Source organism: Rhodococcus sp. DMU1, assembly GCF_012272955.1.
Classification (GTDB): Bacteria; Actinomycetota; Actinomycetes; order Mycobacteriales; family Mycobacteriaceae; genus Rhodococcus; species Rhodococcus aetherivorans.
Map to the genome: position 1 here is coordinate 4,310,875 of NZ_CP050952.1, position 23,229 is coordinate 4,334,103.

At 71.2% G+C, this 23,229-nt stretch carries 29 protein-coding genes; 11 read left to right on the forward strand and 18 right to left on the reverse strand.

Annotated features, from left to right (window positions below; all coding sequences use genetic code 11):
- Nucleotides 1–51: 51 nt before the first annotated feature.
- The 3 genes from HFP48_RS19625 to HFP48_RS19635 form a co-directional block, all read right to left on the reverse strand.
- Nucleotides 52–492, reverse strand: coding sequence for a hypothetical protein (locus HFP48_RS19625; RefSeq protein WP_006940846.1), 441 nt, complete (start codon nucleotides 490–492; stop codon nucleotides 52–54).
- 70 nt (nucleotides 493–562) lie between these two features.
- Complete coding sequence (locus HFP48_RS19630; protein ID WP_006940844.1) at nucleotides 563–1,546, reverse strand: o-succinylbenzoate synthase; 984 nt, start codon at nucleotides 1,544–1,546, stop codon at nucleotides 563–565.
- Nucleotides 1,543–2,181 (reverse strand): PaaI family thioesterase, encoded by a 639-nt coding sequence (locus HFP48_RS19635; RefSeq protein WP_006940842.1) that lies wholly within the window; start codon nucleotides 2,179–2,181, stop codon nucleotides 1,543–1,545. Before HFP48_RS19635 ends, HFP48_RS19630 begins: the two co-directional genes overlap by 4 nt.
- 71 nt (nucleotides 2,182–2,252) lie before the next feature.
- Here HFP48_RS19635 and HFP48_RS19640 point away from each other — a divergent pair, with 71 nt between their 5' ends.
- The 3 genes from HFP48_RS19640 (at nucleotide 2,253) to HFP48_RS19650 (ending at nucleotide 4,095) form a co-directional block, all read left to right on the forward strand.
- Nucleotides 2,253–3,146, forward strand: a complete 894-nt coding sequence (locus HFP48_RS19640) for a 1,4-dihydroxy-2-naphthoyl-CoA synthase (RefSeq protein WP_029545095.1) — start codon at nucleotides 2,253–2,255, stop codon at nucleotides 3,144–3,146.
- Between the two features lie 117 nt (nucleotides 3,147–3,263).
- Nucleotides 3,264–3,713, forward strand: coding sequence for a hypothetical protein (locus HFP48_RS19645; RefSeq protein WP_102800518.1), 450 nt, complete (start codon nucleotides 3,264–3,266; stop codon nucleotides 3,711–3,713).
- 1 nt (nucleotide 3,714) lies between these two features.
- On the forward strand, nucleotides 3,715–4,095 hold the full coding sequence (locus HFP48_RS19650) for a VOC family protein (RefSeq protein ID WP_168579895.1): 381 nt from the start codon (nucleotides 3,715–3,717) through the stop codon (nucleotides 4,093–4,095).
- A 51-nt stretch (nucleotides 4,096–4,146) separates the two neighbouring features.
- Here the strand turns inward: HFP48_RS19650 and HFP48_RS19655 are convergent, their stop codons facing one another.
- The 5 genes from HFP48_RS19655 to HFP48_RS19675 form a co-directional block, all read right to left on the reverse strand.
- Complete coding sequence (locus HFP48_RS19655; protein ID WP_168579896.1) at nucleotides 4,147–4,503, reverse strand: hypothetical protein; 357 nt, start codon at nucleotides 4,501–4,503, stop codon at nucleotides 4,147–4,149.
- A 2-nt stretch (nucleotides 4,504–4,505) separates the two neighbouring features.
- Nucleotides 4,506–5,249 carry an ABC transporter ATP-binding protein gene (locus HFP48_RS19660; protein ID WP_006935879.1) on the reverse strand — a complete coding sequence of 248 codons (744 nt, stop codon included), beginning with the start codon at nucleotides 5,247–5,249 and terminating at the stop codon, nucleotides 4,506–4,508.
- A complete protein-coding gene (locus HFP48_RS19665; protein WP_006935881.1) occupies nucleotides 5,246–5,983 on the reverse strand; it encodes an ABC transporter ATP-binding protein in 738 nt (245 codons plus the stop codon). Before HFP48_RS19665 ends, HFP48_RS19660 begins: the two co-directional genes overlap by 4 nt.
- On the reverse strand, nucleotides 5,976–8,261 hold the full coding sequence (locus HFP48_RS19670; RefSeq protein ID WP_168579897.1) for an ABC transporter permease: 2,286 nt from the start codon (nucleotides 8,259–8,261) through the stop codon (nucleotides 5,976–5,978). The genes HFP48_RS19665 and HFP48_RS19670 overlap by 8 nt, the downstream gene beginning before the upstream one ends.
- Before the next feature lie 85 nt (nucleotides 8,262–8,346).
- Nucleotides 8,347–9,765, reverse strand: coding sequence for an ABC transporter substrate-binding protein (locus HFP48_RS19675; protein WP_006935884.1), 1,419 nt, complete (start codon nucleotides 9,763–9,765; stop codon nucleotides 8,347–8,349).
- 275 nt (nucleotides 9,766–10,040) lie between these two features.
- Here HFP48_RS19675 and HFP48_RS19680 point away from each other — a divergent pair, with 275 nt between their 5' ends.
- The 6 genes from HFP48_RS19680 (at nucleotide 10,041) to HFP48_RS19705 (ending at nucleotide 14,324) form a co-directional block, all read left to right on the forward strand.
- Complete coding sequence (locus HFP48_RS19680) at nucleotides 10,041–11,279, forward strand: inorganic phosphate transporter (RefSeq protein ID WP_168579898.1); 1,239 nt, start codon at nucleotides 10,041–10,043, stop codon at nucleotides 11,277–11,279.
- Nucleotides 11,276–11,539, forward strand: a complete 264-nt coding sequence (locus tag HFP48_RS19685) for a hypothetical protein (RefSeq protein WP_006935886.1) — start codon at nucleotides 11,276–11,278, stop codon at nucleotides 11,537–11,539. The genes HFP48_RS19680 and HFP48_RS19685 overlap by 4 nt, the downstream gene beginning before the upstream one ends.
- Nucleotides 11,540–11,579: 40 nt before the next feature.
- Nucleotides 11,580–11,918 (forward strand): DUF3349 domain-containing protein, encoded by a 339-nt coding sequence (locus HFP48_RS19690; RefSeq protein ID WP_168579899.1) that lies wholly within the window; start codon nucleotides 11,580–11,582, stop codon nucleotides 11,916–11,918.
- 12 nt (nucleotides 11,919–11,930) lie between these two features.
- On the forward strand, nucleotides 11,931–12,230 hold the full coding sequence (locus HFP48_RS19695; protein WP_006935891.1) for a DUF3349 domain-containing protein: 300 nt from the start codon (nucleotides 11,931–11,933) through the stop codon (nucleotides 12,228–12,230).
- Nucleotides 12,227–13,369, forward strand: a complete 1,143-nt coding sequence (gene menE, locus HFP48_RS19700; RefSeq protein ID WP_072635818.1) for an o-succinylbenzoate--CoA ligase — start codon at nucleotides 12,227–12,229, stop codon at nucleotides 13,367–13,369. The genes HFP48_RS19695 and menE overlap by 4 nt, the downstream gene beginning before the upstream one ends.
- Nucleotides 13,370–13,454: 85 nt before the next feature.
- Nucleotides 13,455–14,324 carry a 1,4-dihydroxy-2-naphthoate polyprenyltransferase gene (locus HFP48_RS19705; RefSeq protein WP_029545112.1) on the forward strand — a complete coding sequence of 290 codons (870 nt, stop codon included), beginning with the start codon at nucleotides 13,455–13,457 and terminating at the stop codon, nucleotides 14,322–14,324.
- 20 nt (nucleotides 14,325–14,344) lie between these two features.
- On the opposite strand, the gene HFP48_RS19710 is transcribed toward HFP48_RS19705, so the two are convergent.
- The 6 genes from HFP48_RS19710 to HFP48_RS19735 form a co-directional block, all read right to left on the reverse strand.
- Nucleotides 14,345–14,728 carry a phage holin family protein gene (locus HFP48_RS19710; RefSeq protein ID WP_006935897.1) on the reverse strand — a complete coding sequence of 128 codons (384 nt, stop codon included), beginning with the start codon at nucleotides 14,726–14,728 and terminating at the stop codon, nucleotides 14,345–14,347.
- A 51-nt stretch (nucleotides 14,729–14,779) separates the two neighbouring features.
- Nucleotides 14,780–15,334: a Clp protease N-terminal domain-containing protein gene (locus HFP48_RS19715; protein WP_050035610.1), complete on the reverse strand. Its 555-nt coding sequence runs from the start codon at nucleotides 15,332–15,334 to the stop codon at nucleotides 14,780–14,782.
- Nucleotides 15,335–15,340: 6 nt separating this feature from the next.
- Nucleotides 15,341–15,556, reverse strand: a complete 216-nt coding sequence (locus HFP48_RS19720) for a hypothetical protein (RefSeq protein ID WP_003937583.1) — start codon at nucleotides 15,554–15,556, stop codon at nucleotides 15,341–15,343.
- Between the two features lie 71 nt (nucleotides 15,557–15,627).
- A complete protein-coding gene (locus tag HFP48_RS19725; RefSeq protein WP_029545118.1) occupies nucleotides 15,628–16,365 on the reverse strand; it encodes a 1-acyl-sn-glycerol-3-phosphate acyltransferase in 738 nt (245 codons plus the stop codon).
- A 74-nt stretch (nucleotides 16,366–16,439) separates the two neighbouring features.
- Entirely contained in the window at nucleotides 16,440–17,531 is a 1,092-nt protein-coding gene (locus tag HFP48_RS19730; protein ID WP_050035611.1) for a PLP-dependent cysteine synthase family protein, read from the reverse strand.
- Nucleotides 17,528–17,863, reverse strand: a complete 336-nt coding sequence (locus HFP48_RS19735; protein ID WP_006935907.1) for a DUF4229 domain-containing protein — start codon at nucleotides 17,861–17,863, stop codon at nucleotides 17,528–17,530. Before HFP48_RS19735 ends, HFP48_RS19730 begins: the two co-directional genes overlap by 4 nt.
- Nucleotides 17,864–18,025: 162 nt before the next feature.
- On the opposite strand from HFP48_RS19735, the gene HFP48_RS19740 reads away from it, so the two are divergent.
- Nucleotides 18,026–18,235, forward strand: coding sequence for a BldC family transcriptional regulator (locus tag HFP48_RS19740; protein ID WP_006935908.1), 210 nt, complete (start codon nucleotides 18,026–18,028; stop codon nucleotides 18,233–18,235).
- Between the two features lie 126 nt (nucleotides 18,236–18,361).
- On the forward strand, nucleotides 18,362–18,562 hold the full coding sequence (locus HFP48_RS19745; RefSeq protein ID WP_029545121.1) for a hypothetical protein: 201 nt from the start codon (nucleotides 18,362–18,364) through the stop codon (nucleotides 18,560–18,562).
- Here the strand turns inward: HFP48_RS19745 and HFP48_RS19750 are convergent.
- Genes HFP48_RS19750 through HFP48_RS19765 form a run of 4 tightly spaced genes read right to left on the reverse strand, consistent with a single transcriptional unit; the run spans nucleotide 18,544 to nucleotide 23,229 of the window.
- Nucleotides 18,544–19,656, reverse strand: a complete 1,113-nt coding sequence (locus tag HFP48_RS19750; protein WP_348983350.1) for a MinD/ParA family protein — start codon at nucleotides 19,654–19,656, stop codon at nucleotides 18,544–18,546. The two genes, HFP48_RS19745 and HFP48_RS19750, sit on opposite strands and share 19 nt — an antisense overlap.
- Nucleotides 19,657–19,709: 53 nt before the next feature.
- A complete protein-coding gene (gene ccsB, locus HFP48_RS19755) occupies nucleotides 19,710–20,693 on the reverse strand; it encodes a c-type cytochrome biogenesis protein CcsB (protein ID WP_029545125.1) in 984 nt (327 codons plus the stop codon).
- A complete protein-coding gene (locus HFP48_RS19760) occupies nucleotides 20,690–22,372 on the reverse strand; it encodes a cytochrome c biogenesis protein ResB (RefSeq protein WP_168579900.1) in 1,683 nt (560 codons plus the stop codon). Before HFP48_RS19760 ends, ccsB begins: the two co-directional genes overlap by 4 nt.
- A complete protein-coding gene (locus tag HFP48_RS19765; RefSeq protein WP_168579901.1) occupies nucleotides 22,369–23,229 on the reverse strand; it encodes a cytochrome c biogenesis CcdA family protein in 861 nt (286 codons plus the stop codon). Before HFP48_RS19765 ends, HFP48_RS19760 begins: the two co-directional genes overlap by 4 nt.

Consider the following 23,229-nt stretch of genomic DNA (forward strand, 5'->3'; position numbering starts at 1 on the left):
GAGGGTGGTGTCTTTCCGGACCGCGACCGGTCCGGAAAGACACCGGGTGTCTCAGCCGGCGTGCTTCTGCACCAGCGCGCCCACGCGCGGCAGGGCCTCGACGACGTGCTTCTGCGCCGACGGGCGCAGCTTCTCGTAGACCTTCTTGATCGCCGTGCGCGACGAGGCCTCGATGCGCGCGTCCGTCACACCGAGCAGCGCGTCCGCCACCGTCTCACCGCGGGCGGTGAGGTAGTCGGCGAACGCACCGTTGCCCGCGTAGTCCTGCCAGAACGGCTGGATCTTGGCGACGAACTCCGGCAGCAGCCCCTCGACGGCGCTGGGCACGATCGACGGGCCGAGCTTCGTCACCGCCGCGTAGCCGGCCTTGAGCGCGAGACCCGACGCGCCCTTCTTGTCCGACACCTCGGCGTCGATCAGCGCCTCGACATCGGCGACAACCGCCGGGACCTTGTCGGCGCCGAGCAGGGCATCATCCAGAGCTGCAACCACTTCCACTGCCTCCGTAATGTGACTCGTGAGTACGAACGCCCGGAACGATATACGACGACCCGAGCCGCACCTAGTCGAGCGCGGCGCGGCAGCGCCGGACCCGGTCGAACCACCAGCGCACCCGTTCCGGGTCGGCCCGCACGGCCTCGAGGAGCGCCGGATCCGGCGTCACCTCCCCCACCGGGAGCGCCCCGCCGGCCATCGTCCGCGGCGCCCCCACGTCGACGGTGAAGAACCCGCCCGTGCCCAGTCCGCACGCGTACGGCAGCTCGGGCAGCGCGGCCGCCGCGGCCAGTCCGGCACCCATGCCCACGGCCGAGTCGAGCGCGCTCGACACCACCACCGGCACGCCGTGGCCGGCCAACTCGTCGGCCAGCGCCAGCAGCCGTCGCACCCCGCCGAGCGGGGCCACCTTGACCACCGCCACGTCGGCGCCGCCGGCCCGCACCACCCGCAAGGGATCCTCGGCGCGCCGGATGCTCTCGTCCGCCGCCACCGGCACGTCGGGCATCCGGCGGCGCACCTCGACCAGTTCCGGCACCGTCGCACAGGGCTGCTCGGCGTACTCGAGCGGGCCGTCGGCGACGAGCGCCGTCAGCGCAGCGACGGCCTCGTCCGCGCTCCACCCGCCGTTCGCATCGATCCGCACGTGCGGGACGAGCTCGCGCACCGCCCGCACCCGCGCGACGTCCTGCGCCAGGTCCTGCCCGGGTTCGGCGACCTTGACCTTGGCGGTGCGGGCCCCCGGGAACCGGGCGAGGACGGCCGGCACGTCGCCGGGGCCGACGGCCGGGACGGTGGCGTTGACGGGCACGGTGTCCCGGCGCGGCGCCGGGTGCCCGAGCCACGCGGATTCGAGGGCCGAACGCAGCCAGTGCGCCGCCTCGTCGTCGGCGTACTCGGGGAACGGCCCGAATTCTCCCCACCCGGCGGGACCGCGCACGAGCACGAGTTCACGTTCGGTGATGCCGCGGAACCGCACCCGCATGGGCAGCGACACCACGACGGCCGCGGCGAGGATCTCGTCGACGGCGGGCAGGGCCGCGGCGGTCACGGCTGGCCGGGCAGCAGCTGGATCATCAGGGCCTCGCAGTCGGCGAGCAGCGTGCCGTCGAAGTCGTGCAGCTCGGCCGAGCAGAAGAGCTTGCGCCCCTCGACCCGGTCGACCCGCCCCTCCACGACGAGCTCGGTCTCGAGCGGGGTGATCTTGCGGTAGTTCACATGCAGGTAGCCGGTGCGGGCGATGGGATGGCCGGCCGCGTGGACCACCATGCCGAACAGGTCGTCGAACAGCAGTGGCAGGGTGCCACCGTGCGCCGCGCTGTTGCCGCCGCGGTGGTAGAGCCGGAACGTGCCGCGCGAGCGGACCGACTCCGCGTCGAACTTCTCGATCATCCACGGCGGCATCAGCAGGCTGCCGCGACCGGGCAGGTCGATGTTGAAGCCGGCCGGCGACCTGCCCTCGGGCACGACGTGCGGCTCGAGCAGGTCCCCGAGGGCCTCGGCCTGCTCGATGGCCCGGTCGACGACGTCGTCGGGGATGTGGGTGGAGACGGCGAGATCCTGCAGCCGCCGCAGCGCCTCGACGAAGCGACCGTAGTTCGGTCCCGCCTTCACCGGCGTGTACACCGGAAACCCGCCGTGGTGCTCGTAGTCCGCGTCGACCGTACGGTCTGTCTGCTCGCTCATAGCTGCACGGTATCGCCCGGCGACCGTCGCGTCGGCGCAGAGGGCCGCGACCGGAGTTCTATGGTCGACAGGTGACTTTCAATCCTGAGCTGTGGCGGCCCGTACCCGGGTTCGAGAACCTCACCGACATCACCTACCACCGGCACGTCACGCAGGGCACCGTCCGCGTGGCGTTCGACCGGCCGGAGGTGCGCAACGCGTTCCGGCCGCACACCGTCGACGAGTTGTACCGCGCGCTGGACCACGCCCGCATGACGTCCGACGTCGGCGCGGTGCTCCTCACCGGCAACGGCCCCAGTCCGAAGGACGGCGGCTGGGCCTTCTGCTCGGGCGGCGACCAGCGGATCCGTGGGCGCAGCGGCTACCAGTACGCGAGCGGCGAAACCGCCGACACGGTGGACAGGGCCCGCGCGGGCCGGCTGCACATCCTCGAGGTGCAGCGGCTGATCCGGTTCATGCCGAAGGTCGTGATCGCCCTCGTCAACGGCTGGGCCGCCGGCGGCGGGCACAGCCTGCACGTCACGTGCGATCTGACCCTCGCCTCCCGCGAGCACGCCCGGTTCAAGCAGACCGACGCCGACGTGGGCAGCTTCGACGGCGGCTACGGCAGCGCCTACCTGGCGAAGATGGTGGGCCAGAAGTTCGCCCGCGAGATCTTCTTCCTCGGCGACACCTACACCGCCGAGGAGATGCACCACATGGGTGCGGTCAACCGCGTCGTCGACCACGCCGAGCTCGAGAACGTCGCGCTGGAGTGGGCCGCGAAGATCAACGGCAAGTCGCCGCAGGCCCAGCGGATGCTCAAGTACGCCTTCAACCTCGCCGACGACGGGCTCGTCGGCCAGCAACTGTTCGCGGGCGAGGCGACGCGGCTCGCGTACATGACCGACGAGGCGGTCGAGGGCCGGGACGCGTTCCTGCAGAAGCGGGACCCGGACTGGTCGCCCTACCCCTGGTACTACTAGGGCCTTCTCGCGCCGAGGGGGAGGTTGTCGCGACATCGCGCGAGTAGCTCCCGCGACAACCTCCCCCTCGGCGCCACAACCTCCCGATTGAAACGGCCCGAATCGGGCACACTCCTGATCATGACGGATCGCGAGCAACCACTTCCCGACCACATCCGGCCCGACGGCGTGTCCGACGAGACGGTGGCGGCGGCCGGCAAACTCTCCGAAGCGCTCGAAACGGTGGAGCAGGCCCGCGGGAACCTGTACGCCTTCCACCAGCTGATGGGCCGCGCCGACCTGCTGCTCGGCGACGCTGTGGACAAGCTCGCCGAGGCCGGTCACCGCGAACTCGCCGACCGGGTGCAGACGGAGATCGTCGGACGCAACGTCCTCGAGGGACGGTGGACGTTCCAGATCGTGGAGGACTTCGACGACGGGTACTGGACGGAGTTCCGTGAGCTCGAGCGACAGGTGCGCGACGAACTGGTCCGCGGCCGCCGGCATCTGTTCGAGGCCGAGATGAAGGAGCAGCGCCGCACCCACGGGCGACGGGGGCACGAGGCGCGCCCGGCCGAGGAGGGCTGAGATGGAGATCCTCGGCAGCCGGACGATCCTGCGGCCGGGCGACTACGACGCCGCCCTGCGGTTCTACGGTGACGTCCTGGGCCTGGCGATCTACCGCGAATATCCCGGCGGGACGGTGTTCTTCGCCGGGCAGTCACTGATCGAGGTGGCCGCGCACGGCAACACCGGGCGGCCCCAGCACTTCGAGGGTGCGCTGTGGCTGCAGGTGCGCGACGTCTACGACGTCGAGGCCGAGCTGGTGACGAGGGGCGTCCCGATCGTGCGGGGCGCGCGGCAGGAGCCGTGGGGCCTGCACGAGCTGTGGATCGCCGATCCCGACGGCATCCCCATCGCGCTGGTGCAGATCCCGCCGGACCACCCGCTGCGCCGCGACACTCGCTGACCGGTGCGTCCTTCGGGCTGCTGGGACAGCCCAAAGGACACACCGGCCGCGTCAGCGGCCCGTCAGCGCGGCCGCGATCTGCTCGGTGTGCGCCTGCGACTCGTAGAGCTGGCGCAGCAGCCACAGCCGCAGCACCCGCGCGATCGCGCCCGCCAGAAACAGCGCGGCGCCGAGGATCGCGACGATCAGCAGCGCCGTGGCGAGGATCTGGTACGACGCGATGTTGCGCAGGTCCGCCTGGGTGAGCGAGGCGAAGTAGACGACGAACGCCGCGACGGCACCGCCGATCATCAGCACGAGCCCGCAGATGCGCGCGGGACCGTCGCCCTTCGCCGCTCCGGTGTCGAGCTTCAGGTCTGCCGCGTCCTGCCGGAACTTGGCGCGCCGCTCCTCGGTGAGTGCGGTCATGGTCATCCTCCTAGGTAGCTGGTCGAAAGTTCGTGTTCGATGTCTGCGGGATCCCCGACCCGCACGACGCGGCCCTGCAGCATCAGCGCGGCCGACGTCGCGATGGGCAGCACCGCCCGCGCGAACTGCTCGGCGACGAGGATCGACAGCCCGTCGTCGACGAGCCGGCCGACGATGTCGTACATCTCGGTGACGATCCGGGGGGCGAGCCCCATGGACAGTTCGTCGAGCAAAAGCACCGTGGGGTCGGTGCCGAGGGCCCGGGACAGGGCGAGCATCTGCTGCTCGCCGCCCGACATCGAGCCCGCGAGCTGGCCCCGTCGCTTCCCGAGGATCGGGAAGCGCTCGTAGGCGACGGCCTCGAGATCCTTCAGCGACACGCCGGTTCCGGTGGCGACCCACAGGTTCTCCCGGACGGTGAGGTTGGGGAAGATGCCCCGCCCCTCCGGAATGGTGCAGACGCCGAGCCGGGCGAGCGCCGCGGCGTCGACACCGTTGACGACGCGGCCGGCAACGCGCAGCTCGCCGTGCTCGACGGGCAGCACGCCCGAGCACACCCGCAGCGTCGTGGTCTTGCCGCCGCCGTTGGGCCCGAGCAGGGCGACCACCGAGCCCGGCTGCAGCGCCAGGTTCACCCCGTGCAGCACCTCGATGGGTCCGTAGCTCGCCCGCACGTCGACCAGTTCGAGCAGCGGGGCCGGTTCGTCGCCGGGGACGTCGACGAGATCGGTGACCGGTGCGTTCATGCGACCTCCTCGGTTCCGATGTACGCGGCGATCACCGCTGGGTCGTTGCGGATCTGCTCGGGGCTGCCCGAGGCGATGAGGGCGCCGTAGTCGAGGACGTGGATGCGCGAGCACACCCGCATCACGAGCGGCAGGTCGTGCTCGACGAGGCAGATCCCGAGACCGTCGCCCGCGAGGCGGCACAGCAGGTCCGCGAAATCGTCGGTCTCCCGCTCCGTCTGCCCGGACGCGGGTTCGTCGAGCAACAGCACGCGCGGCCGGGTCATCAGCGCCCGCGCGACCTCGACGACGCGGGCGCGGCCGGTGGGGATGTCGGAGACGTCCCGGTCGGCGACGTCCGTGAGCCCGGTCAGCTCGAGCAGCCGGTCGGTCTCGGCGTCGATGTCGTGGCGGGCGCGGGTCGCGGTGCGGTGCATGTCGCCCGCGACCCGCAGGTTGTCGCGCACCGACAGCGACAGGAACAGCTCGAGCCGCTGGAAGGTGCGGGCCAGCCCGCGCCGGGCACGCTTGTAGGGCGCCGCGCGGGTGACGTCGACACCGTCGAGGAACACCTGCCCGGAGGTCGGTTTCTGCAGCCCGGTGACGGTGTTGAACAGGGTGGTCTTGCCGGCGCCGTTGGGCCCGATCAGGCCGGTCACGGCGCCCGCGGTGACGGCGATGCTCACGTCGTCGACGGCGGTGTGACCACCGAACCGGACGGTGACGCCCCGGGTCTCGAGCAGGGTGTCAGACATGCGCGCTCAGCTCCTTCGCGACGGTCGCGGGCGGTTCGGCCGCCGGATGGGTGGGCCGTGCCGCGGGCAGCCCCAGTTCGCGGTCGAGGCGGTAGCGGCCCTCGGCGGTGTACGGCTCGTCGAGGCCGACGAGTTCCGGCGGGGTGGTTCGCCGGCGGGCCAGCTCCTCGGGGTCCAGAACCGCGCCGGGCATCAGCCATTCGCCGATCACCGGGAGCAGGAACACGATCGTGATGGTCAGCGCCGCGAACCACCAGTTGCCCAGGACGCCCGTCAGGGCCAGGACGTAGAGCACCGCGATCACGGCGCCGCCGCCGTAGAGGACCGGCCGGGCGGACAGCAGACGGCGGTAGCCCTCCACCATCTGGTGCACGCTGCCCGACGGGTTGTGACCCACCCCGATGCCGATGAGCGCGGGGCTGACCGCGGCGATGTTGCCGAGCAGCAGGTACAGGCCCTCGAGCTCGGGCTGCGTCTTCGCGAGGTTGTTGAACGAGACCATGATGACCGCGAACCCGACGCCGGCCATGAGGCCGCCGAACAAGGCCCCGCTGACGTAGCCGATGCCGGCCACCACGGTGAGCATGAGCAGGGTGAGGCCCACGATGATGCTGAAGTTCTCGCCCGCGACCGCGCCGGTGGCACTGGACATGAGGACGCCGCCGAGACCGGCGATGGCGGCCGAGAGCATGAAGACGCTCAGCTTCAGGGTCACCAGGTTCTGCCCGAGCATGGCCGACGCGGCGGGGCTGTCCTTCATCGCCGCCAGGCGACGTCCGTAGCCGCCGTTGCGCAGGGCGACGACGCCGACACCGAGCAGCGCGAACAGGACCGTCGCGGTCATGAGGAACGTCGTCTCGTCCTGCAGGTCCAGCGGCCCGATCCGCAGCGGCGGGATCACGAATGAGCCCCCGGTGAAGATCGAGAACTTCACGCCGAACAGTTCGTGCTCGGTGGTGTCGCGCAGCACCATGTTGGAAACGAAGACGCCGAACGCCATGGTGGCGAGCGCGAGGTAGAGACCGCGCAGCCGCAGGGCCGGAAGCGCGACGAGCCCGCCGACGAGCGCGGTGACGGCCACGGCCAGCAGCACCCCCCACACGGTCAGACGCTGGTCGAGACCGGTGCCGGTGATCCCGAAGTGGAACACGACGATCGTGGCGATGGCCCCGAACGACAGGGGTGCGAGGTTCATCTCGCCCGCGTATCCGGTGAGCAGGGTCAGCGACAGCGCGACGATCGCGAAGGTCATGCCCAGCGTGAACGTGGTGATCGCGGATTCCACCATGAGCAGGCGGACGAGAGAGACGACGGCGACGAGCGCAACCGCCCACACGACGGCCTTGCGCACGCTCGGCACGTGGTAACGCTCGCGGGTACGCATCGCCGCGCCGCGCAGCCGGTCCTGGGGCAGGACGATCAGCACCACGAACAGCGCCACCATCGGCAGCGAGACCCGCAGGTTCGACGTCCAGGCCCAGGACGAGGGTGCGTAGCCGATCAGGTAGGCGCCGGCGAGGCCGAGCACGAGGGCGCCGACGAACGTGCGCGGGATCGAGCTGAGCCGGCCGAACATCGCGGCCGCGAACGCGTCGATGACGAGCAGGGTGAGCATGTTCGCCTCGAGGCTGCCGCCACTGATCGGGGTGATCAGCACCCCGGCGAGGACGGCGAGGGTGGAGCCGAGCGCCCACGAGAACGCGGCGATCCGTTCGGGGTTGTGGCCGTTGAGCCGCAGCAGGTCGGGGTCGTCGACGACGCCGCGCATGGTGGCGCCCATCCGGGTGCGCTGGAAGAGCATGCGCAGGCCGACCGCGATCCCGATGGCCGCGACCACGCACAGGATCTCGTGGACGCGGACGAACGCGCCGAGCACGCTGATCCCGGCGTCGTCGCCGAAGAACATGCCGAGCGAGCGGGGCTTCTCGGGATGCCAGAACCACTGGGACAGGAACAGCATCCCCAGCATGACCGAGACGGTCACGACGATCTTGGTGACCTCGGCGGTGTCCCGCAGGCCCCGCATGATCACGACGTACAGCGCCAGGCCCATGAGCGGCCCCGCGAGGAACAGCACCACGAGCAGGGCCAACGGGACGGGCAGCCCCCAGCCGGCCGTGAGCTGCCAGTAGAGGAACGCACCGAGCATGGCCTGGGCGCCGTGCGCGAAGTTGAAGATTCCGGAGGTGTTGTAGGTCAGAACGAGCCCGGAGGCCGCGATCGCGTACACGGACCCGAGCACGAGGCCCAGGATCGTGAACGTCACGAATGTGTCCATGGTGAAGCCCTGTCGGTAGAGAACCGGTCGTGGGGAGGCGGGGCAGTGCCGTGCGGGCACCGCCCCGCCGGTCGGTGCAGGCCGGTCAGTCCTGCGGCTTGATCACGTTCGGGTTCATGAACTTGGTGGCGATCCGGTCGGGTCCGAGTTCGGTGCCCCACGTCTCCGGGGCGGTCTTGACGAGGTACGCGTCGTTGCACTCGAACTCGGCGGCGGTCTGCGGGAACGCCTGCGTGTACGTCTCGCCCGTCAGCGTGACCGTCAGACCGCAGCTGGCCGGCATGTTGGCGCCCGGGTCGGTCACGGCGTGCAGTCCGCCGCCGTCCCACTCGTGGATCTGCGACAGCTCGTCGATCATGCACTGCCGGGTCAGGTCGGAGCCGCACTCCTTCGCCGCGGTCGCCCACAGCAGGAACGACGAGGTGGCCTGCATGCCGAGCAGCGCGGTCTTGCCGCCCTTCTCCCCGACGAGGTCGAGGTACTGCTGCACCGCCGGCACCTTGTCCGCGTTCTCGAGCATCTGGAAGGTCATGCCCGCGTGCAGGTTGTCGAGCAGACCGCCGGCGTTCGCCTCCTCGACGGTCTGGCCGTACCAGGTCGCCTCACCCATCAGGACGGGATCGATGCCCACCTGGTCGAGCGCCTTGAAGAAGTTCAGCTCGTTCGGCACGGGCGACCGGGAGGTCCACAGGCCCTCGACGCCGCACTCCTTGAACTTCTCGGCGAACGGGACGTAGCTGGCCTCGCCGTCGTAGTTGATGGTGACGCCGCAGTTCTTCAGCTCGAACCCGGCGGCCTCGGCGATCGAGCGCACCTTGGTCAGCGACGTGATGATGGTCGGCATCGTGCTGCCGACCAGGTCGAACTTGTCCTTCAGGTCCGGCCGCAGCTGCGCCATCTGGAACCATGCCGAGCCGTTGGCGTAGTCCACCGGGAACGGCACCCCCTGATAGGTCATGGGGCCGTTGGCCGCCTCCGGCGACACCGTGAAGCCGGGCACCGCCGCGAGGTTGCAGGCCACGCGGGTCTGCTCGGCGGTCTGGTCCATCGCGAAGCCGTGACCGACCATCATGAACTCGGAGCGGCACGCGTCCTGCATGACGGAGTTGGCCTGGGTCATCGCTGCGTCGTAGTCGGTGCCGACGATCGTGCGCCCATTGATGCCGCCCTGGGCGTTGCACCAGTCGATCATCGCGGAGACGGCGTCCGACATCTCCTTGTTCAGGCCCGGGCTCTTGGCGTAGCCGCGGTCGTCGCCGTAGCCGATGCGGATCTCGGTGTCGGTCACGCCCTGGTCGGTGGCGCCCGCGGCGTCCCCCTCCCCGCACGGTGAGTCCAGGGTGCCGAATTTGTCCACCGCGACGGTATCGGCCGCGGCGGCCCCGGTCCCGGTCGCGCCGGCCCCGCCCGACGGGTCGGCGCCGCGTTCGCCGGCACAGGCCGAGAGCAGCGCCGCGGACGCCGTCAGCGCCAGCACGGTCCTGGCGAGTGTGTGCTTGTTCAAGGTCGGGTGTCTCCTTCGTCGCGGGGCTCCGTCCGGCGGAAGCTCCGGGGCGGTGTACTGCGGCGAAAGCTAGCCAGGGCCGGGAAGGGCGGGACGAGAGATTCCCGTTCAGTGAGACCTGCCGTGAAGCCGGTCACACGCTCCGCGCCGAGTGAAACTCCACACAGCGGGGAACCGGCGCACGCGGGCTGCCACCACCGGAAGGAGCCGGGGTGTCCGCGTTCACCTCGCCGTCGCTGTACTTTTACCCACCGGCTACCTCACAATCGGCAGATGTGACCGCAGAGCTTGTCGTCCTCCTGGTGGTGGTAGTCACTGCCCTCGCATTCGACTTCACCAACGGCTTCCACGACACCGGGAACGCGATGGCGACATCGATCGCCACCGGTGCCCTGAAACCGAAGGTGGCGGTCGCCCTCTCCGCCTCGCTCAACCTCGTCGGCGCGTTCCTGTCCGTCGAGGTCGCCGCGACGGTCGCCAAGGGGGTGGTCAACCTGGGCAGCACCGGCGGCGAGGCACTGCTGCTCATCGTGTTCGCCGGTCTCGTCGGCGGCATCCTGTGGAACCTGGCGACGTGGCTGTTCGGCCTGCCGTCGAGCTCGTCGCACGCACTGTTCGGCGGCCTCATCGGCGCCGCCCTCGCCTCCCTCGGGATCGACGGCGTGGTGTGGGACGGAGTGATCGGCAAGGTGATCATCCCGGCGCTGCTGGCGCCGGTGGTGGCGGCACTCGTCGCCACGGTCGGCACCTGGTCGGTGCACCGCATCACCCGCACGGTGCCCGACGAGACCCGCGGTCACGGCTTCCGCATCGGCCAGATCGGTTCCGCCTCCCTGGTGTCGCTGGCGCACGGCACCAACGACGCGCAGAAGACGATGGGCGTGATCTTCCTGGCGCTCGTCGCGCACGGCAGCCTCACCGCCGACGCGGAGATGCCGTTCTGGGTGAAGCTCTCCTGCGCCGTCGCGATCGCCCTGGGCACCTATCTCGGTGGCTGGCGCATCATCCGCACCCTCGGCAAGGGACTGGTCGAGATCGCACCGCCGCAGGGCATGGCGGCGGAGTCGTCGTCGGCCGCGATCATCCTCACCTCGAGCCACTTCGGTCTGCCCCTGTCGACCACCCACGTGGCGACCGGTTCGATCCTGGGGTCCGGACTCGGCACCCGCTCCGCGAACGTGCGCTGGGGCGTCGCCGGCCGCATGGCCGTCGCCTGGCTGATCACGCTGCCGTCCGCGGCGCTCGTCGGCGCGGTGTGCTGGGGTCTGGCCCACCTGATCGGCGGCCTGCCGGGCGTGATCGTGGTGTTCGCGGTGCTGTGCGCGCTGTCGCTGCTGATGTACCTGCGGTCACGCCGGCAGCCGATCGACGCCTCCAACGTCACCGCGGAATGGGACGGCAAGCTGGCTCCGGCTCCGGCTCCGGCTCCGGCCCCGGCCCCGGCCCCGACCCCGGCGCCGGCCCCCGAGGACGTGCCGGCCGCACCGACCACTCCCACGGAGGGACGCCCGTGAACCTGTTGACGAACACCCTGAGCTCGCTGTGGCAGGTCGTCCTCGTCGGCCTCTTCTTCGGAGCGGGCCTGCCGGCCGTCTTCGCGCTCGGCATGCGATCGCTCGTCGCGGGGCGCGCCGGAGAGCAGGCCCGGCCGAACCCGCTCGGCATCGCCGGCGCCGTCGTCTGCTTCGCCGTCGTGCTGATCGCAATCGTCGCGGGGATACTGTTGCTGGCTTCGGACTTCCTGTCGAGCACCTTCGGCATCGACGTCTTCTGAGCCACCGCTGTCCCGCCGTCCGACCCACGAAAGAACCGCATTGCCCAAGTACTCGCTCCGTTCGGTCCTCGACTGGCTGCGCGCCGGTTATCCGGAAGGCATCCCGGCCAAGGATCACTTCGCGCTGCTTGCCGTGCTGCGGCGGCGCCTGACGGACGAGGAGATCGCCGAGGTGTGCGAGATGTCGATCGCCACGGCGCACGAGCACCCGGAGCGCCATGTCGACTACGACACGCTCGAGCAGATCATCGCCGGGGTGCTGAACGAGGAACCGGCGGAGGAGGACCTCGAACGGGTCGCCGGGCGCCTCGCCGCGGGAGGCTGGCCGGTGGTCGCCGAGGACGGGACCGTGGTGACCGGCGACGACGGGACGGACTGAGGAGGTGCCCCCGTGACGCTTCCGCCGTTCCTCACCTCGATCATCGAGTGGCTGCGGGCCGGCTACCCGGAGGGCGTGCCGGAACAGGACTACGTGCCCCTGTTCGCGCTGCTCAGCCGGCGGTTGTCGGAGGACGAGGTCGACCAGGTGGCGCACACCCTCGTCGACGACGGGGACCTGCCCATCTCGAAGACGGACATCGCCGTGCTGATCACGAAGATCACCAACGAGATGCCGCTCGAACAGGACATCGATCGGGTGCGCCGGCACCTCGAGACCGGAGGGTGGCCGCTCACCGGCCCCGCCACATGAATCTCGAGGTGCTGCCCGTCCCCCCCGGCGACGCCGTGCGGGAGGTGCTGCCCGCACTACGGCGCATGCTCGACGGCGACGGACCGGCCCTGCTCCCCGTGCCGGTCGCCGACGACCGGGAAATCCGGAGACTGACCGAAGCGCTGCGCCCGGGCGAACCCGTCGACGACGGCATCGGCCTGGTCGTCGCCACCTCGGGCACCACGGGCACCCCGAAGGGCGCCCAGCTGACCGCCGGGGCGCTGCGGGCCAGCGGTGACGCCACCCACGAGCGCCTCGGCGGACCCGGCTCGTGGCTGCTGGCGCTGCCGGCCCACCACATCGCCGGGATGCAGGTGCTGCTGCGGGGCCTGCTCGCGGGAGCCGGGCCCGTCGTGATCGACGTCGCCGGCGGCTTCGATCCGGCTCGGCTGCCGGCGGCGGTCGCCGCCATGCCCGGTGGGCGGCGCTACACGTCGCTGGTGCCCACGCAGCTGATCAAGGCCCTGGACCACCCGGGTGCCGTCGCGGCCCTCGCCGACCTGGACGCGGTCCTGCTGGGCGGGGCCGCCACGCCCGCCCCGATCCTGCGCCGTGCGCAGGACGCCGGGATCACCGTCGTCCGCACCTACGGGATGAGCGAGACGTGCGGCGGGTGCGTGTACGACGGGGTCCCACTGGCCGGGACCACGGTCCGGGTCGACGCGCAGTCGCGGGTGTGGCTCGGCGGGGCCACACTCGCGCGCGGCTATCGCGGTCTGCCCGATCATCCGGCGTTCGCCGAACCCGGCTGGTTCCGCACCGACGACGCGGGCGAGCTCGCCGACGGCGTCCTCCGCATCCTGGGGCGCCTGGACGAGGCCATCTCGACGGGCGGCCTCACCGTCGTGCCGCAGGTCGTCGAGGCCGTCCTGCTCGAGCACCCCGCGGTACGCGAATGCGCCGTGATCGGGCTGCCCGACCCCCGGCTCGGTCAACGGGTGGCGGCCGTCGTCGTCCCGGAGGGCGGCGCTTCCCCCACCCTCGACGACCTGCGAGCCTGGACCAGCGCGTCGCTGGACGTCACGGCGGCGCCGCGGGCGCTGCACGTCGTGCCGGCCCTGCCGTTACGCGGCCCCGGCAAGGTGGACCGGCGGGCACTGGTCGCTCGGTTCTCGTAGGCCGACCGGGTTCGGGCGAGCGAATGTATCGCTCATCTCCTCGGGCCGACGGCATGGCACATTCGCTCGATGGCAGGATCGACGCATGGCAACCGCTGGTCAATGGCTCGAAGGCGCCCGTCCGCGCACCCTTCCCAACGCGATCGCGCCCGTCGTCGCCGGCACGGGGGCGGCGGCCGCGCTCGACGGCGTGGTGTGGGGGAAGGCTCTCCTGGCGTTGGTGGTCGCCCTGGCGCTGATCATCGGGGTCAACCTCGCCAACGACTACTCCGACGGCATCCGCGGGACCGACGACGACCGCGTCGGGCCGCTGCGGCTGGTGGGATCCGGGGCGGCGTCGCCGGCGTCGGTCAAGCGGGCCGCGTTCGCGTGTTTCGGAGTGGGCGCGGTGGCCGGGATCGCCCTGGCGATCACGAGCGCGTGGTGGCTGCTCCTGGTGGGCGCGGTGTGCATCGCAGGCGCCTGGTACTACACGGGTGGCCGCAACCCCTACGGCTACAGCGGGTTCGGCGAGATCGCCGTGTTCGTGTTCTTCGGGCTCGTCGCCGTGCTGGGCACGCAGTTCGTGCAGGCCGGCAGGGCCGACTGGGTCGGGCTGGCGTGTGCGGTGGCGGTGGGCTCGTTCTCGAGCGCGGTGCTGGTGGCGAACAACCTGCGCGACATCCCCACCGACACCGTCTCGGGCAAGCGCACGCTCGCGGTGCGGCTGGGCGACCCGCGGACCCGGACGCTGCATCTGATGCTGCTGGCCGTGCCGTTCGCGGCGTCGCTGGCACTGGTGGCGCGCACGCCGTGGGCGCTGGCGGGCCTGCTGGCGCTGCCGTTCGCGGTGCGCGCCCACGCACCCGTGCGGTCCGGCAGCCTGGGGTTGAGCCTGATCCCCGCGCTGCGGGATTCGGGCCTGGCGATGCTGGTGTGGGCCGTTGCGACCGCAGCCGCCCTGTTCCTGGCCTGAGGCGTCCCGCGCCCGGAACTTCAGTCCCGGTCGGGCACCAGCACGCCGAGCACCCAGTTGACGATCGAGATGATCAGCGCGCCCCAGAACGCGGTCCAGAAGCCCTCGACGGTCAGGCCGTAGTCGGTGAACTCGCTCAGCCATGCGGTGAGCAGGAGCATCAGGGCGTTCACGACGAGGGTGAACAGCCCCAGCGTCAGGATCAGCAGCGGCAGCGACAGCAGCTGCACGAGCGGCTTGACGAAGGCGTTGACGACGGTGAAGACGAGCGCGATCACCAGCAGGGAGATGATCTCGTTGGCGGCGCCGGTGCCGGAGCCGGTGAAGTCGATGCCGGAGACCCACTGGGCCGCCAGCCAGATGGCGACGGCGTTGAGGACCAGCCGGACCAGGAAGTTGATCATGCCGCCACTGTCGCATATTCCGGCCCCGGGGCGCGGTCGGGAACCGGTCGGTCAGGCGGCGCGACCCGGGTAGTCGCGCAGGCGGTCGCGGAGCGCCCTGCGGGACACGTGGGACTCGACGAGCGTGCAGGCGCGGTCGTCGTCGGAGCGCAGTATCCCGAGCAGGAGGTGCTCGCAGCCGATGACGCGGTCGCGGCGCGCGAGGGCTTCCCGCAGGGCGAGCTGCAGGGACTTCTTCGCGGCAGGATCGAACGGAAGGTGGCCGGCGAACGGCCCCCGCCGGTTCCGGCCGGGTCCGCGGTCGAGGACGCCCTCCCCGAAGGTCTCCTCGAGCCGGGCCCGGACCGAATCGAGGTCGATTCCGATGGCACCGAGCGCGGCGGCGTCCTCGTCGCCGAGCACCTCGGTGTCCCGGGCGAGTTCGCTGCGCACGGCCTCGGCCGTGAGGCCGACGTCGGCGAGCAGGTGCCGCAGCGTCACGTCCGCGGTGACGAGGAGGCCGAGCAGCAGGTGGGCCGGCTCGATGCGGGGAGCGTTCAGCTCCCGGGCCTCCGCCTGCGCGGTGACGACGGCGGCTCGTGCGCCGGCGGTGAATCGTTCGAACACGGCGGATCACCCACGCTTCCGGTTGTACTTCTGGTGGACGGCCTGCCTGCTCACCTCGAGCGCATCGGCGATCGCCTGCCACGACCAGCCCTGCCGGCGGGCGTTGTCGACCTGGATCGCCTCGAGTCGTTCGAGCAACCGTCGCAGGGCCCGCACGGCCCGCAATCCCTCTGCGGGGTCGGGGCTTCCGGCGGCGGCGGCGAGTGTGGTGGCCTCGGTCATACCGTCAATTTACGTTGACAAGCGGGCGGACGTCAAGAAAAGTTGACGCGCCGGGGCGGGGCGCGACCGGTTCAGTACCGCGCGACGGCGCCGTCCACCGCACGCTGCAGCTCGTCCTGCACCAAGCGCGTGACGTCGCGGACCTTGCCGTCGAGGTCGGTGACCGGCTCGGTGAGGAACACGCTCGCCGGGCGTGACGGGTCCTTGCCGGGCCCGTAGCCGATGCCGACGCACACCAGCGCGGGCCGCGCCCCCAGATCGCGCGAGCGGCGGACGATGTGCCCGATGCCGGTCCCGAGCGGCTGCAACCGGGTCGGGTCCCCCTCGTTGCAGGTGCCCTCGGGGAAGATCGCGACGCTGTCGCCGTGATGCAGCCGCGCGGCGGAGACGTCCATCATCCGGCGCCCGGCGTCGGAGACCGCCCGCAGGCCGTGGTTCTTGGCCCGGAAGACCGGGATCCCGCCCATCATGTCGATCTTGCGGCGCTGCGACTCGTCGGCGAACAGCTCGTCCTTCGCCAGCACCCGCGTGCTGCCGATCACCGGGCGCAGCGGGGAACGCCACGCCGTCGCCGCGAGGACGTACTGATCGCTGTGGGTGAGGTGGTTGGCGACGATCAGGAGGGGCGTGCGAGCCCGGATGAGTTCGCGGAGGCGATCGCGGACCCCGTCGTCGCAGCGCACCCGGGGGCGGTACCGGGCGGCGAGCAGGGCGTAGGCCGCCCGGGCGACGGGCCGGCTCTGCCGGTGCTCGAGGTAGAAGTCGTAGACGGCTTCGTAGTTGTCCAGGGCCACGACGGGGCGTTCCATGCCCCCACGATACTCAACCTACGACACCGTAGGCTACGGCCTCGTAGGGTCGGGTGCGGCCGGGCCGCGACGGCTCAGGCCTCCCACCTGCCGGTGTCCGCGAACTTCTCGAGCGTCGCGGTCGGGCCGGCCAGATCCATGCCCTCACCGGCCACCCAGCCGTCGTCGAAGTAGGTGCCCGCGTAGCGTTCCCCGCCGTCGCACAGGAGGGTGACGACGCTGCCGCGCCGGCCGTCGGCGATCATCTCGGCGATCAGGCCGAACGCACCCCACAGGTTGGTCCCGGTCGAGCCCCCGACGCGGCGGCCCAGGCTCTCGCTCGCGTGCCGCATGGCGGCGATCGACGCGGCATCGGGCACCCGGATCATCCGGTCCACCACCTGGCCGACGAACGACGGCTCCACCCGGGGCCTGCCGATGCCCTCGATCCGCGACGGCATGCCGGTGGTGTAGTCCACCGAGCCCGTCTCGTACCCGCCGTAGAACGCGGAGTTCTCGGGGTCGACGACGGCCAGCCGGGTGCGGTGGCGGCGGTACCGGATGTACCGACCGACGGTCGCGCTGGTGCCGCCGGTGCCCGCGCCGACGACGATCCACTCCGGAATCGGATGCTCCTCGAGCTGCAACTGGGTGAAGATCGATTCGGCGATGTTGTTGTTGCCGCGCCAGTCGGTGGCCCGCTCGGCGTGGGTGAACTGGTCCATGAAGTGACCGCCCAGCTCGACGGCGAGCCGGCGTGCCTCGGCGTAGATCTCCGGCGGCCGGTCGATGTAGTGGCACCGCCCGCCCTGCGCCTCGATGAGCGCAATCTTGGCGGGGCTGGTGTTGCGCGGCATCACCGCGACGAAGTCGAGGCCGAGCAGCTTCGCGAAGTATGCCTCGCTGACGGCGGTGGAACCGGACGACGCCTCGACGATCGGGGTGTCCTCGCGCACCCAGCCGTTGCAGAGGGCATAGAGGAACAGCGACCGCGCGAGCCGGTGCTTCAGGCTGCCGGTGATGTGCGTGGACTCGTCCTTCAGGTACAGCTGGACACCCCACCCGGGAGGCAGCGGATAGCGCAGCAGGTGCGTGTCGGCGCTGCGCTGGGCGTCGGCCTCGATCAGCTGGACGGCACGGTCCACCCAGTCCCGCGACGCGCTGCGATCGACGACGCCGTCGCTCACCTACGATCCTCGCCGCGCAGGCGGGCCTGCAGGTCGGCCCGGTCGGCGCGGCGGCGCGCGTCGACGGACGCGATACTCTCGTTCACCCGGCGGCGCAGCGGCGCGAACACGACGAGCGAGAGCGGCAGCGCGATCAGCACCGCGAAGAGCGCGGCGACCAGCAGGGGGATCTCCACTCCGAACAGGCGGGGCACGTAGAGGATCACCACAGCGAGCACGAGGACGAGAGCCAGCCGGGCCAGCGAGTAGAGGGCGACGTCCCGGGCCAGGGTGCCCTTGCCGGTGCCGGTGTTGCCGGGCTGGTCAGGACGGTTCTGCGATGCTTCACTCACCCGTCCAGGGTAACCGCCGCGCGCGGGCACCCTGCTGGTCGACCGTCCGTTTTGTCTATTACTTCCGCTTTACCAACCGTAGACCGTTCGAGCAACCGGGGTATTCGGTGTCAACATGGCCACGTCGATCCGAACGAGACGAAACACCCGGAAGGACCATCGATGAGCGCACCCGCATTCAACGGCGCGAAGGAATCGCTGCTGACCCCCGGCCAGGTCGCGGCCCTGTTCCACGTGGACCCGAAGACGGTCACCCGCTGGGCCCACGCCGGCCGGCTCGGCTCGCTGCGCACCCCCGGCGGTCACCGCCGCTTCCGGGAGTCTGAGGTACTCGCGCTGCTGCGCTCCCTCACCACCGAAGCCACCCGCTGATCCGAGGAGACGGAGGCATCGGGACCCAGGCCACATCTGCACTCCCGCCACTACGAATAGACTGAAGGAGCAGGCCCGGCCGGCTGCGGAAACGCCGGCGGACTGCTCGCGGCGAGGAGGTGCGTGGTGCTCTACCTGTTGGCCATAGTCGGTGCCCTCACGATTGCGGTGCTGCTGTGGAAGGCGTTCGGTCCCGACCTTCGCTCCCGGCCGACCCGCGTGATCGGACCCGACGACGACCCGGACTTCCTGTGGAAGGTCGACCGGGAGTTCCGGCGCAGGTCCGCCGACGGCACCCCCGGACCCGATCAGGACCCCGGAGACTGATCTCCGGCCGAGTGACCTGTCCCCTCGCTGCGCTCGCCCCGGTGACCTGTCCCGTCGCTGCGCTCGCCCCGGTGACCTGTCCCGTCGCTGCGCTCGCCCCGGTGACCTGTCCCGTCGCTGCGCTCGCCCCGGTGACCGCGACGGGGGAAGTCCGCGGCGACCCCCGCCGCGAGTTCCAGCAGGGCTCGCCGGGTGCGTGGCTGCAGCCGGGCCAGGTCCACCTCCGCACCCTCCTCGAGGTGCGGATCGAACGGAAGCACGTGGACGGCGCGGCAGCGCCGCGCGAAGTGCTCGACCAGCCGCTCCACGTCCACCTTGCCGGACCGGGGCCGCACGGCGTTGACCACCGCCACCGAGCGGGCCACCAGGTCCCGGTAACCGTGGGCGTCGAGCCAGTCCAGCGTCGCCGAGGCGCTCCGCGCGCCGTCCACCGATCCGGAGCTGACAACCACCAGCGTGTCCGCGTTCTCGAGAATCGCGCGCATCGCCGAGTGCATCAGTCCCGTGCCGCAGTCGGTGAGCACGATGTTGTGGAACCGTTCGAGGAGTGCCAGTGCCCGCTCGTAGTCCCGCGCGCTGAACGCCTCCGAGACGGCCGGGTCGCTGTCCGAGGCCAGCACCTCGAGGCGATGCCGGTTCTGTGAGGTGTGGGCCCGGACGTCGCCGTAACGGTGGATGTGCGCCTCGTCGCGCAGCAGCGTGCGCACCGTGCCGGACGCTCGGTCGGCGACCTTCTGGCTCAGTGTCCCCCGGTCGGGGTTGGCGTCCACCGCAACCACCCGGTCGCCCCGCAACGACGCGAACGTCGACCCGAGCGTGACCGTGGTGGTGGTCTTGCCGACCCCACCCTTCAGGCTCAGCAGCGCGATCCGGTAGCAGCCGTGCAGCGGTCCGCGCACCTGCTCGACCAGTTCGCGGCGCTGCCGGCCCCGCCGGCTGTCGCCGGGATCGATGCGCCCGCCGGTGCCGCGGTACACGGCCCGGCGCCACCCCCGCGCGGGCGCCGGCTGCACCCGGCTCACGAGAAGCGATGCGTCCAGATCCCGCGCCGACGGCTGCGCCGTCCCCGTCCGCTCGCCGTCCTCCGGCACCACGTCGTCCCCCGTCCCCGGTCCCCCACGGCCCGGCCGACGCGGACGATAACAGATCAGGTCAGGCCGGCGTACGAGTGCAGACCGGAGACGACCATGTTGATGATGAAGAGGTTGAACAGCATGGCGACGAAGCCGGCGACGTTGATCCAGGCCGCGCGCGTGTTGCGCCAGCCCGACGTCGCGCGGGCGTGCAGGTACGCCGCGTACATCACCCAGGTGATGAACGAGACGGTCTCCTTGGGATCCCAGCCCCAGAACCGGCCCCAGGCGGCCTCGGCCCAGATCGCGCCGAGGATGATGCCGGCACCGAACAGCGGGAACCCGATGATGGTGGTGCGGTACGCGAGACGGTCCAGGGTCTGCGCGTCCGGCAGGCGCTCGGCGATCCGGCCGAACACGCCGCGACCCTCCTCGCCCTTCGGGAACCGGATGCGCAGCAGGAACAGCAGGCTGGCGACGCCGGAGACCAGGAAGATGCCGCTGCCGACGCTGATGATGGTCACATGGATGGGCAGCCAGAACGACTGCAGGGCGGGCACGACGGGCGCGGCGTCGGCGTACAGCACGGTCGCCGCGAGGAACATCAGGATCAGCACCGGCACGAGAAGGTAGACCCACATGATCCGGTAGGCCGGCCGGCGCAGCACCACCAGGCCGAACAGCACCGCCGCGGCGCACGCCATCGACACGAACTCGTACATGTTGCCGAGCGGGAAGCGCTCGGTGGACAGCCCGCGCAGCACGATCGACGTGACCTGCAGGGCGGCCACCACGACGACGAGCGCGCGCCCCATGTTGCCGAGACGCTCGGACAGCGTCCGGCCCCGCGGCTCCTCCACCCGGCCCGGACCGTCCGGCGCCGAGGGCGGCTCGCCGGCCGCGCCGACGGCGACGAGCGTGCGCTCACGCTCGGCGACGAGATCGGCCCGGTGCGAGGCGTACTCGGCGATCAGCAACACCAGCGCGAGCACCAGCACCGCGAACGCCGATTCGAATGCCCAGTCGCTGTACTGCGCGAGGGTCTCGTTGAGGGTCATGCCTTCTTCTCCTGTGCTGCCTTCGCACGTGCGGTCGTGTCGTCGCCGAGCAATCGGCCGGTCAGACGCTCGAACTCGTCACCCCATCCGGCCTGGTCGGTCCGGGCGAGACCACCGAGTTCTACTACGGTACGTCGTTCCCCGTCGGCCACTGTACCGGCCGGGTAGGCCCGCACCCAGATCCGGCGGCGCTTGATCAGCAACGACACCAGTAGCCCCACCATCATCGTGATCGCCGAAACCAGCACCCAGGTCTGCGCCGGGTCGTGCGAGACCTGCAGGTTCACGAAATCGGTCGCGCCGTCGAAGCGGATCTGTGTCCCGTCGGGGAGCGTCACGCTCTCCCCCGCGAACAGGTTCACCCGGTCCTGCTTGACCAGCCGGCCCTGGTTGATCAGCTCACCGTTGAGGGAGAACAGCGACTGCGGGGTGCCGGTGTCGAGACCCGTGTCGCCCTTGTAGATGTCGATCGCGACGGCGGGATCGGTCAGCGCCGGGTAACCGGAGGACAACAGGTTGCCGTGGAACACCGCGGTGGGCGCGAACAGGCCCTCTATCGCGATCTGGTTGCGCCGCCGCTCGTCGGGATCCGGGTACATCCCGCCCGGCGGGTCGAACCGCATCGCGCCGCTGCTGAGGAAGGTGGTCGCGTCGTCGGGCCGCCACTGCAGCGTCTCGGTGCGGGTCTCGCCGTCGGGCCACGTCACCGTGAAGGACGGCGCGAAGCCGTGGCCCTGCAGGTAGACGCGGTCGCTACCGACCCGCAGCGGGTGGTTGACCCGCAGCTGCGCGTCGCGCCAGGTGTTCGTCGCCAGGTCGGCCCCCGCCTGGTAGTCGATGTTCGAGGTGAACATCTCGGCCTGCCCGTTGTCGAGATAGTCCGCGGAGAAGTCCTTCACGCGGATGCACATCGGAGTCAGGCCCGTGCCGTCGAGGGTGTTGCCCGCGCGGAACGAGTCGAACGCCGCCGGCGAGCTCGTGCAGAACTCCTCACCGTTGGCGACCAGGATGCGCTGGCCCTCGTAGCCGAACAGCTTGCCCACCGCGACCGCGGCGAGCAGACCCACCAGCGCGAGGTGGAACAGCAGGTTGCCGGCCTCGCGCAGGTACCCCTTCTCCGCGGAGAGCGTGAGCTCGCCGTCGCGCGCGCCGCGCCCCGCGGTCGTCTCCACGCCGCGCTCGGCGATGCGCCAGCCCCGCAGCTGACCGCGCACCCGGGCGAGCACCTCCTCGGGCGAGGCGTCGACCGTGGTCTCGAGGTGGTGCGGCAGCCGCGACAGGTTGCGCGGCGCCGGCACGGGCCGGGTGCGCAGCGCCCGGTAGTACTCCGTGCAGCGCGGCAGGATGCAGCCGATCAGGGAGACGAACAGCAGCACGTAGATCGCGGTGAACCAGAAGCTGCCGAACACGTCGAACAACTCGAGCCGGTCCAGGAGCGGCCCGAGGGTCGGGCGCGCGGCGATGTACTCGTCGACCTTGCCGGAATTGAGGCTGCGCTGCGGCAGCAGCGCGCCGGGGATCGCCGCCAGCGCGAGCAGGAACAGCAGCACCAGCGCGGTGCGCATCGACGTCAGGCCGCGCCAGGTGTTGCGGACGAACGCCGCGGCGCGACCGGCCGGGCCCTGCCGCGGCGGCGGGGTCGGCGACGTTGGGGCGGTGGGGGTGTCGGTGGCCGTCATATTGGCATCGTGACCTCGGAAATAAAGGCGTCCCGGATCCAGGAGACGAACACGTCCCAGGCGCCGGTGACGAGGGCGATTCCGACGGCCACGAGCATGAAGCCGCCGACGAGTTGGACGGTGCGGGCGTGGGCACGCAGCCAGCCCACCCCGCGCAGGGCCCGCGCCGAGCCCAGCGCGAGAACGACGAAGGGCAGCCCGAGGCCGAGGCAGTACGCCACGATCAACGCGACGCCCCGCGCGGCGGTGGTGCCCTCGGTGCCCGCGGCCAGGGAGATCACCCCGGCGAGTGTGGGACCGAGGCACGGCGTCCACCCGAGGGCGAAGACGCCGCCGAGCAGCGGCGCGCCTGCCAGTCCGGAGATGCGCCGGGGTTCAGGGCGGGTGTCGCGTTGCAACGCCGGGATCAGCCCGACGAACACCAGGCCCATCACGATGGTGACCACTCCGCCGATCCGCATCAGCACCTCGCGGTTGACGGAAAGCACGGAGATCGCGCCGAACACCGACGCGGTGGCGAGGACGAACACGACCGTGAATCCGGTGACGAACAGCGCGGCGGCCCCGGCGACGCGCAGGCGCCCGTCGTCGCGGACGGTGGTGGTGCGCCCGCGCGCCTCGGCGGCGGTCACCGCGGGGGCCTCGGCACCCACGACACCGGCCAGATAGGACAGGTAACCGGGCACGAGCGGCACCACGCAGGGCGATGCGAAGGACACGAGTCCGGCCAGCAGGCACGCCCCGAGGGCCAGCAGCAGCGGGCCGGACGAGGCGACCGACTGGAAGGTGTCCCCGATGCCCGCGGCGAGGACGGCCTCGCTCACCAGCGGATCACTGCTCACCACTGCACCACCCAT

Coding starts and splice junctions, on each gene's coding strand:
- HFP48_RS19635 (WP_006940842.1), bottom strand. CDS start 2,181: ATGAGCGAGCAGACAGACCGTACGGTCGACGCGGACTACGAGCACCAC.
- HFP48_RS19650 (WP_168579895.1), top strand. CDS start 3,715: ATGGAGATCCTCGGCAGCCGGACGATCCTGCGGCCGGGCGACTACGAC.
- HFP48_RS19655 (WP_168579896.1), bottom strand. CDS start 4,503: ATGACCGCACTCACCGAGGAGCGGCGCGCCAAGTTCCGGCAGGACGCG.
- HFP48_RS19660 (WP_006935879.1), bottom strand. CDS start 5,249: ATGAACGCACCGGTCACCGATCTCGTCGACGTCCCCGGCGACGAACCG.
- HFP48_RS19665 (WP_006935881.1), bottom strand. CDS start 5,983: ATGTCTGACACCCTGCTCGAGACCCGGGGCGTCACCGTCCGGTTCGGT.
- HFP48_RS19670 (WP_168579897.1), bottom strand. CDS start 8,261: ATGGACACATTCGTGACGTTCACGATCCTGGGCCTCGTGCTCGGGTCC.
- menE (WP_072635818.1), top strand. CDS start 12,227: ATGAATCTCGAGGTGCTGCCCGTCCCCCCCGGCGACGCCGTGCGGGAG.
- HFP48_RS19705 (WP_029545112.1), top strand. CDS start 13,455: ATGGCAACCGCTGGTCAATGGCTCGAAGGCGCCCGTCCGCGCACCCTT.
- HFP48_RS19710 (WP_006935897.1), bottom strand. CDS start 14,728: ATGATCAACTTCCTGGTCCGGCTGGTCCTCAACGCCGTCGCCATCTGG.
- HFP48_RS19720 (WP_003937583.1), bottom strand. CDS start 15,556: ATGACCGAGGCCACCACACTCGCCGCCGCCGCCGGAAGCCCCGACCCC.
- HFP48_RS19725 (WP_029545118.1), bottom strand. CDS start 16,365: ATGGAACGCCCCGTCGTGGCCCTGGACAACTACGAAGCCGTCTACGAC.
- HFP48_RS19740 (WP_006935908.1), top strand. CDS start 18,026: ATGAGCGCACCCGCATTCAACGGCGCGAAGGAATCGCTGCTGACCCCC.
- ccsB (WP_029545125.1), bottom strand. CDS start 20,693: ATGACCCTCAACGAGACCCTCGCGCAGTACAGCGACTGGGCATTCGAA.
- HFP48_RS19760 (WP_168579900.1), bottom strand. CDS start 22,372: ATGACGGCCACCGACACCCCCACCGCCCCAACGTCGCCGACCCCGCCG.
- HFP48_RS19765 (WP_168579901.1), bottom strand. CDS start 23,229: ATGGGTGGTGCAGTGGTGAGCAGTGATCCGCTGGTGAGCGAGGCCGTC.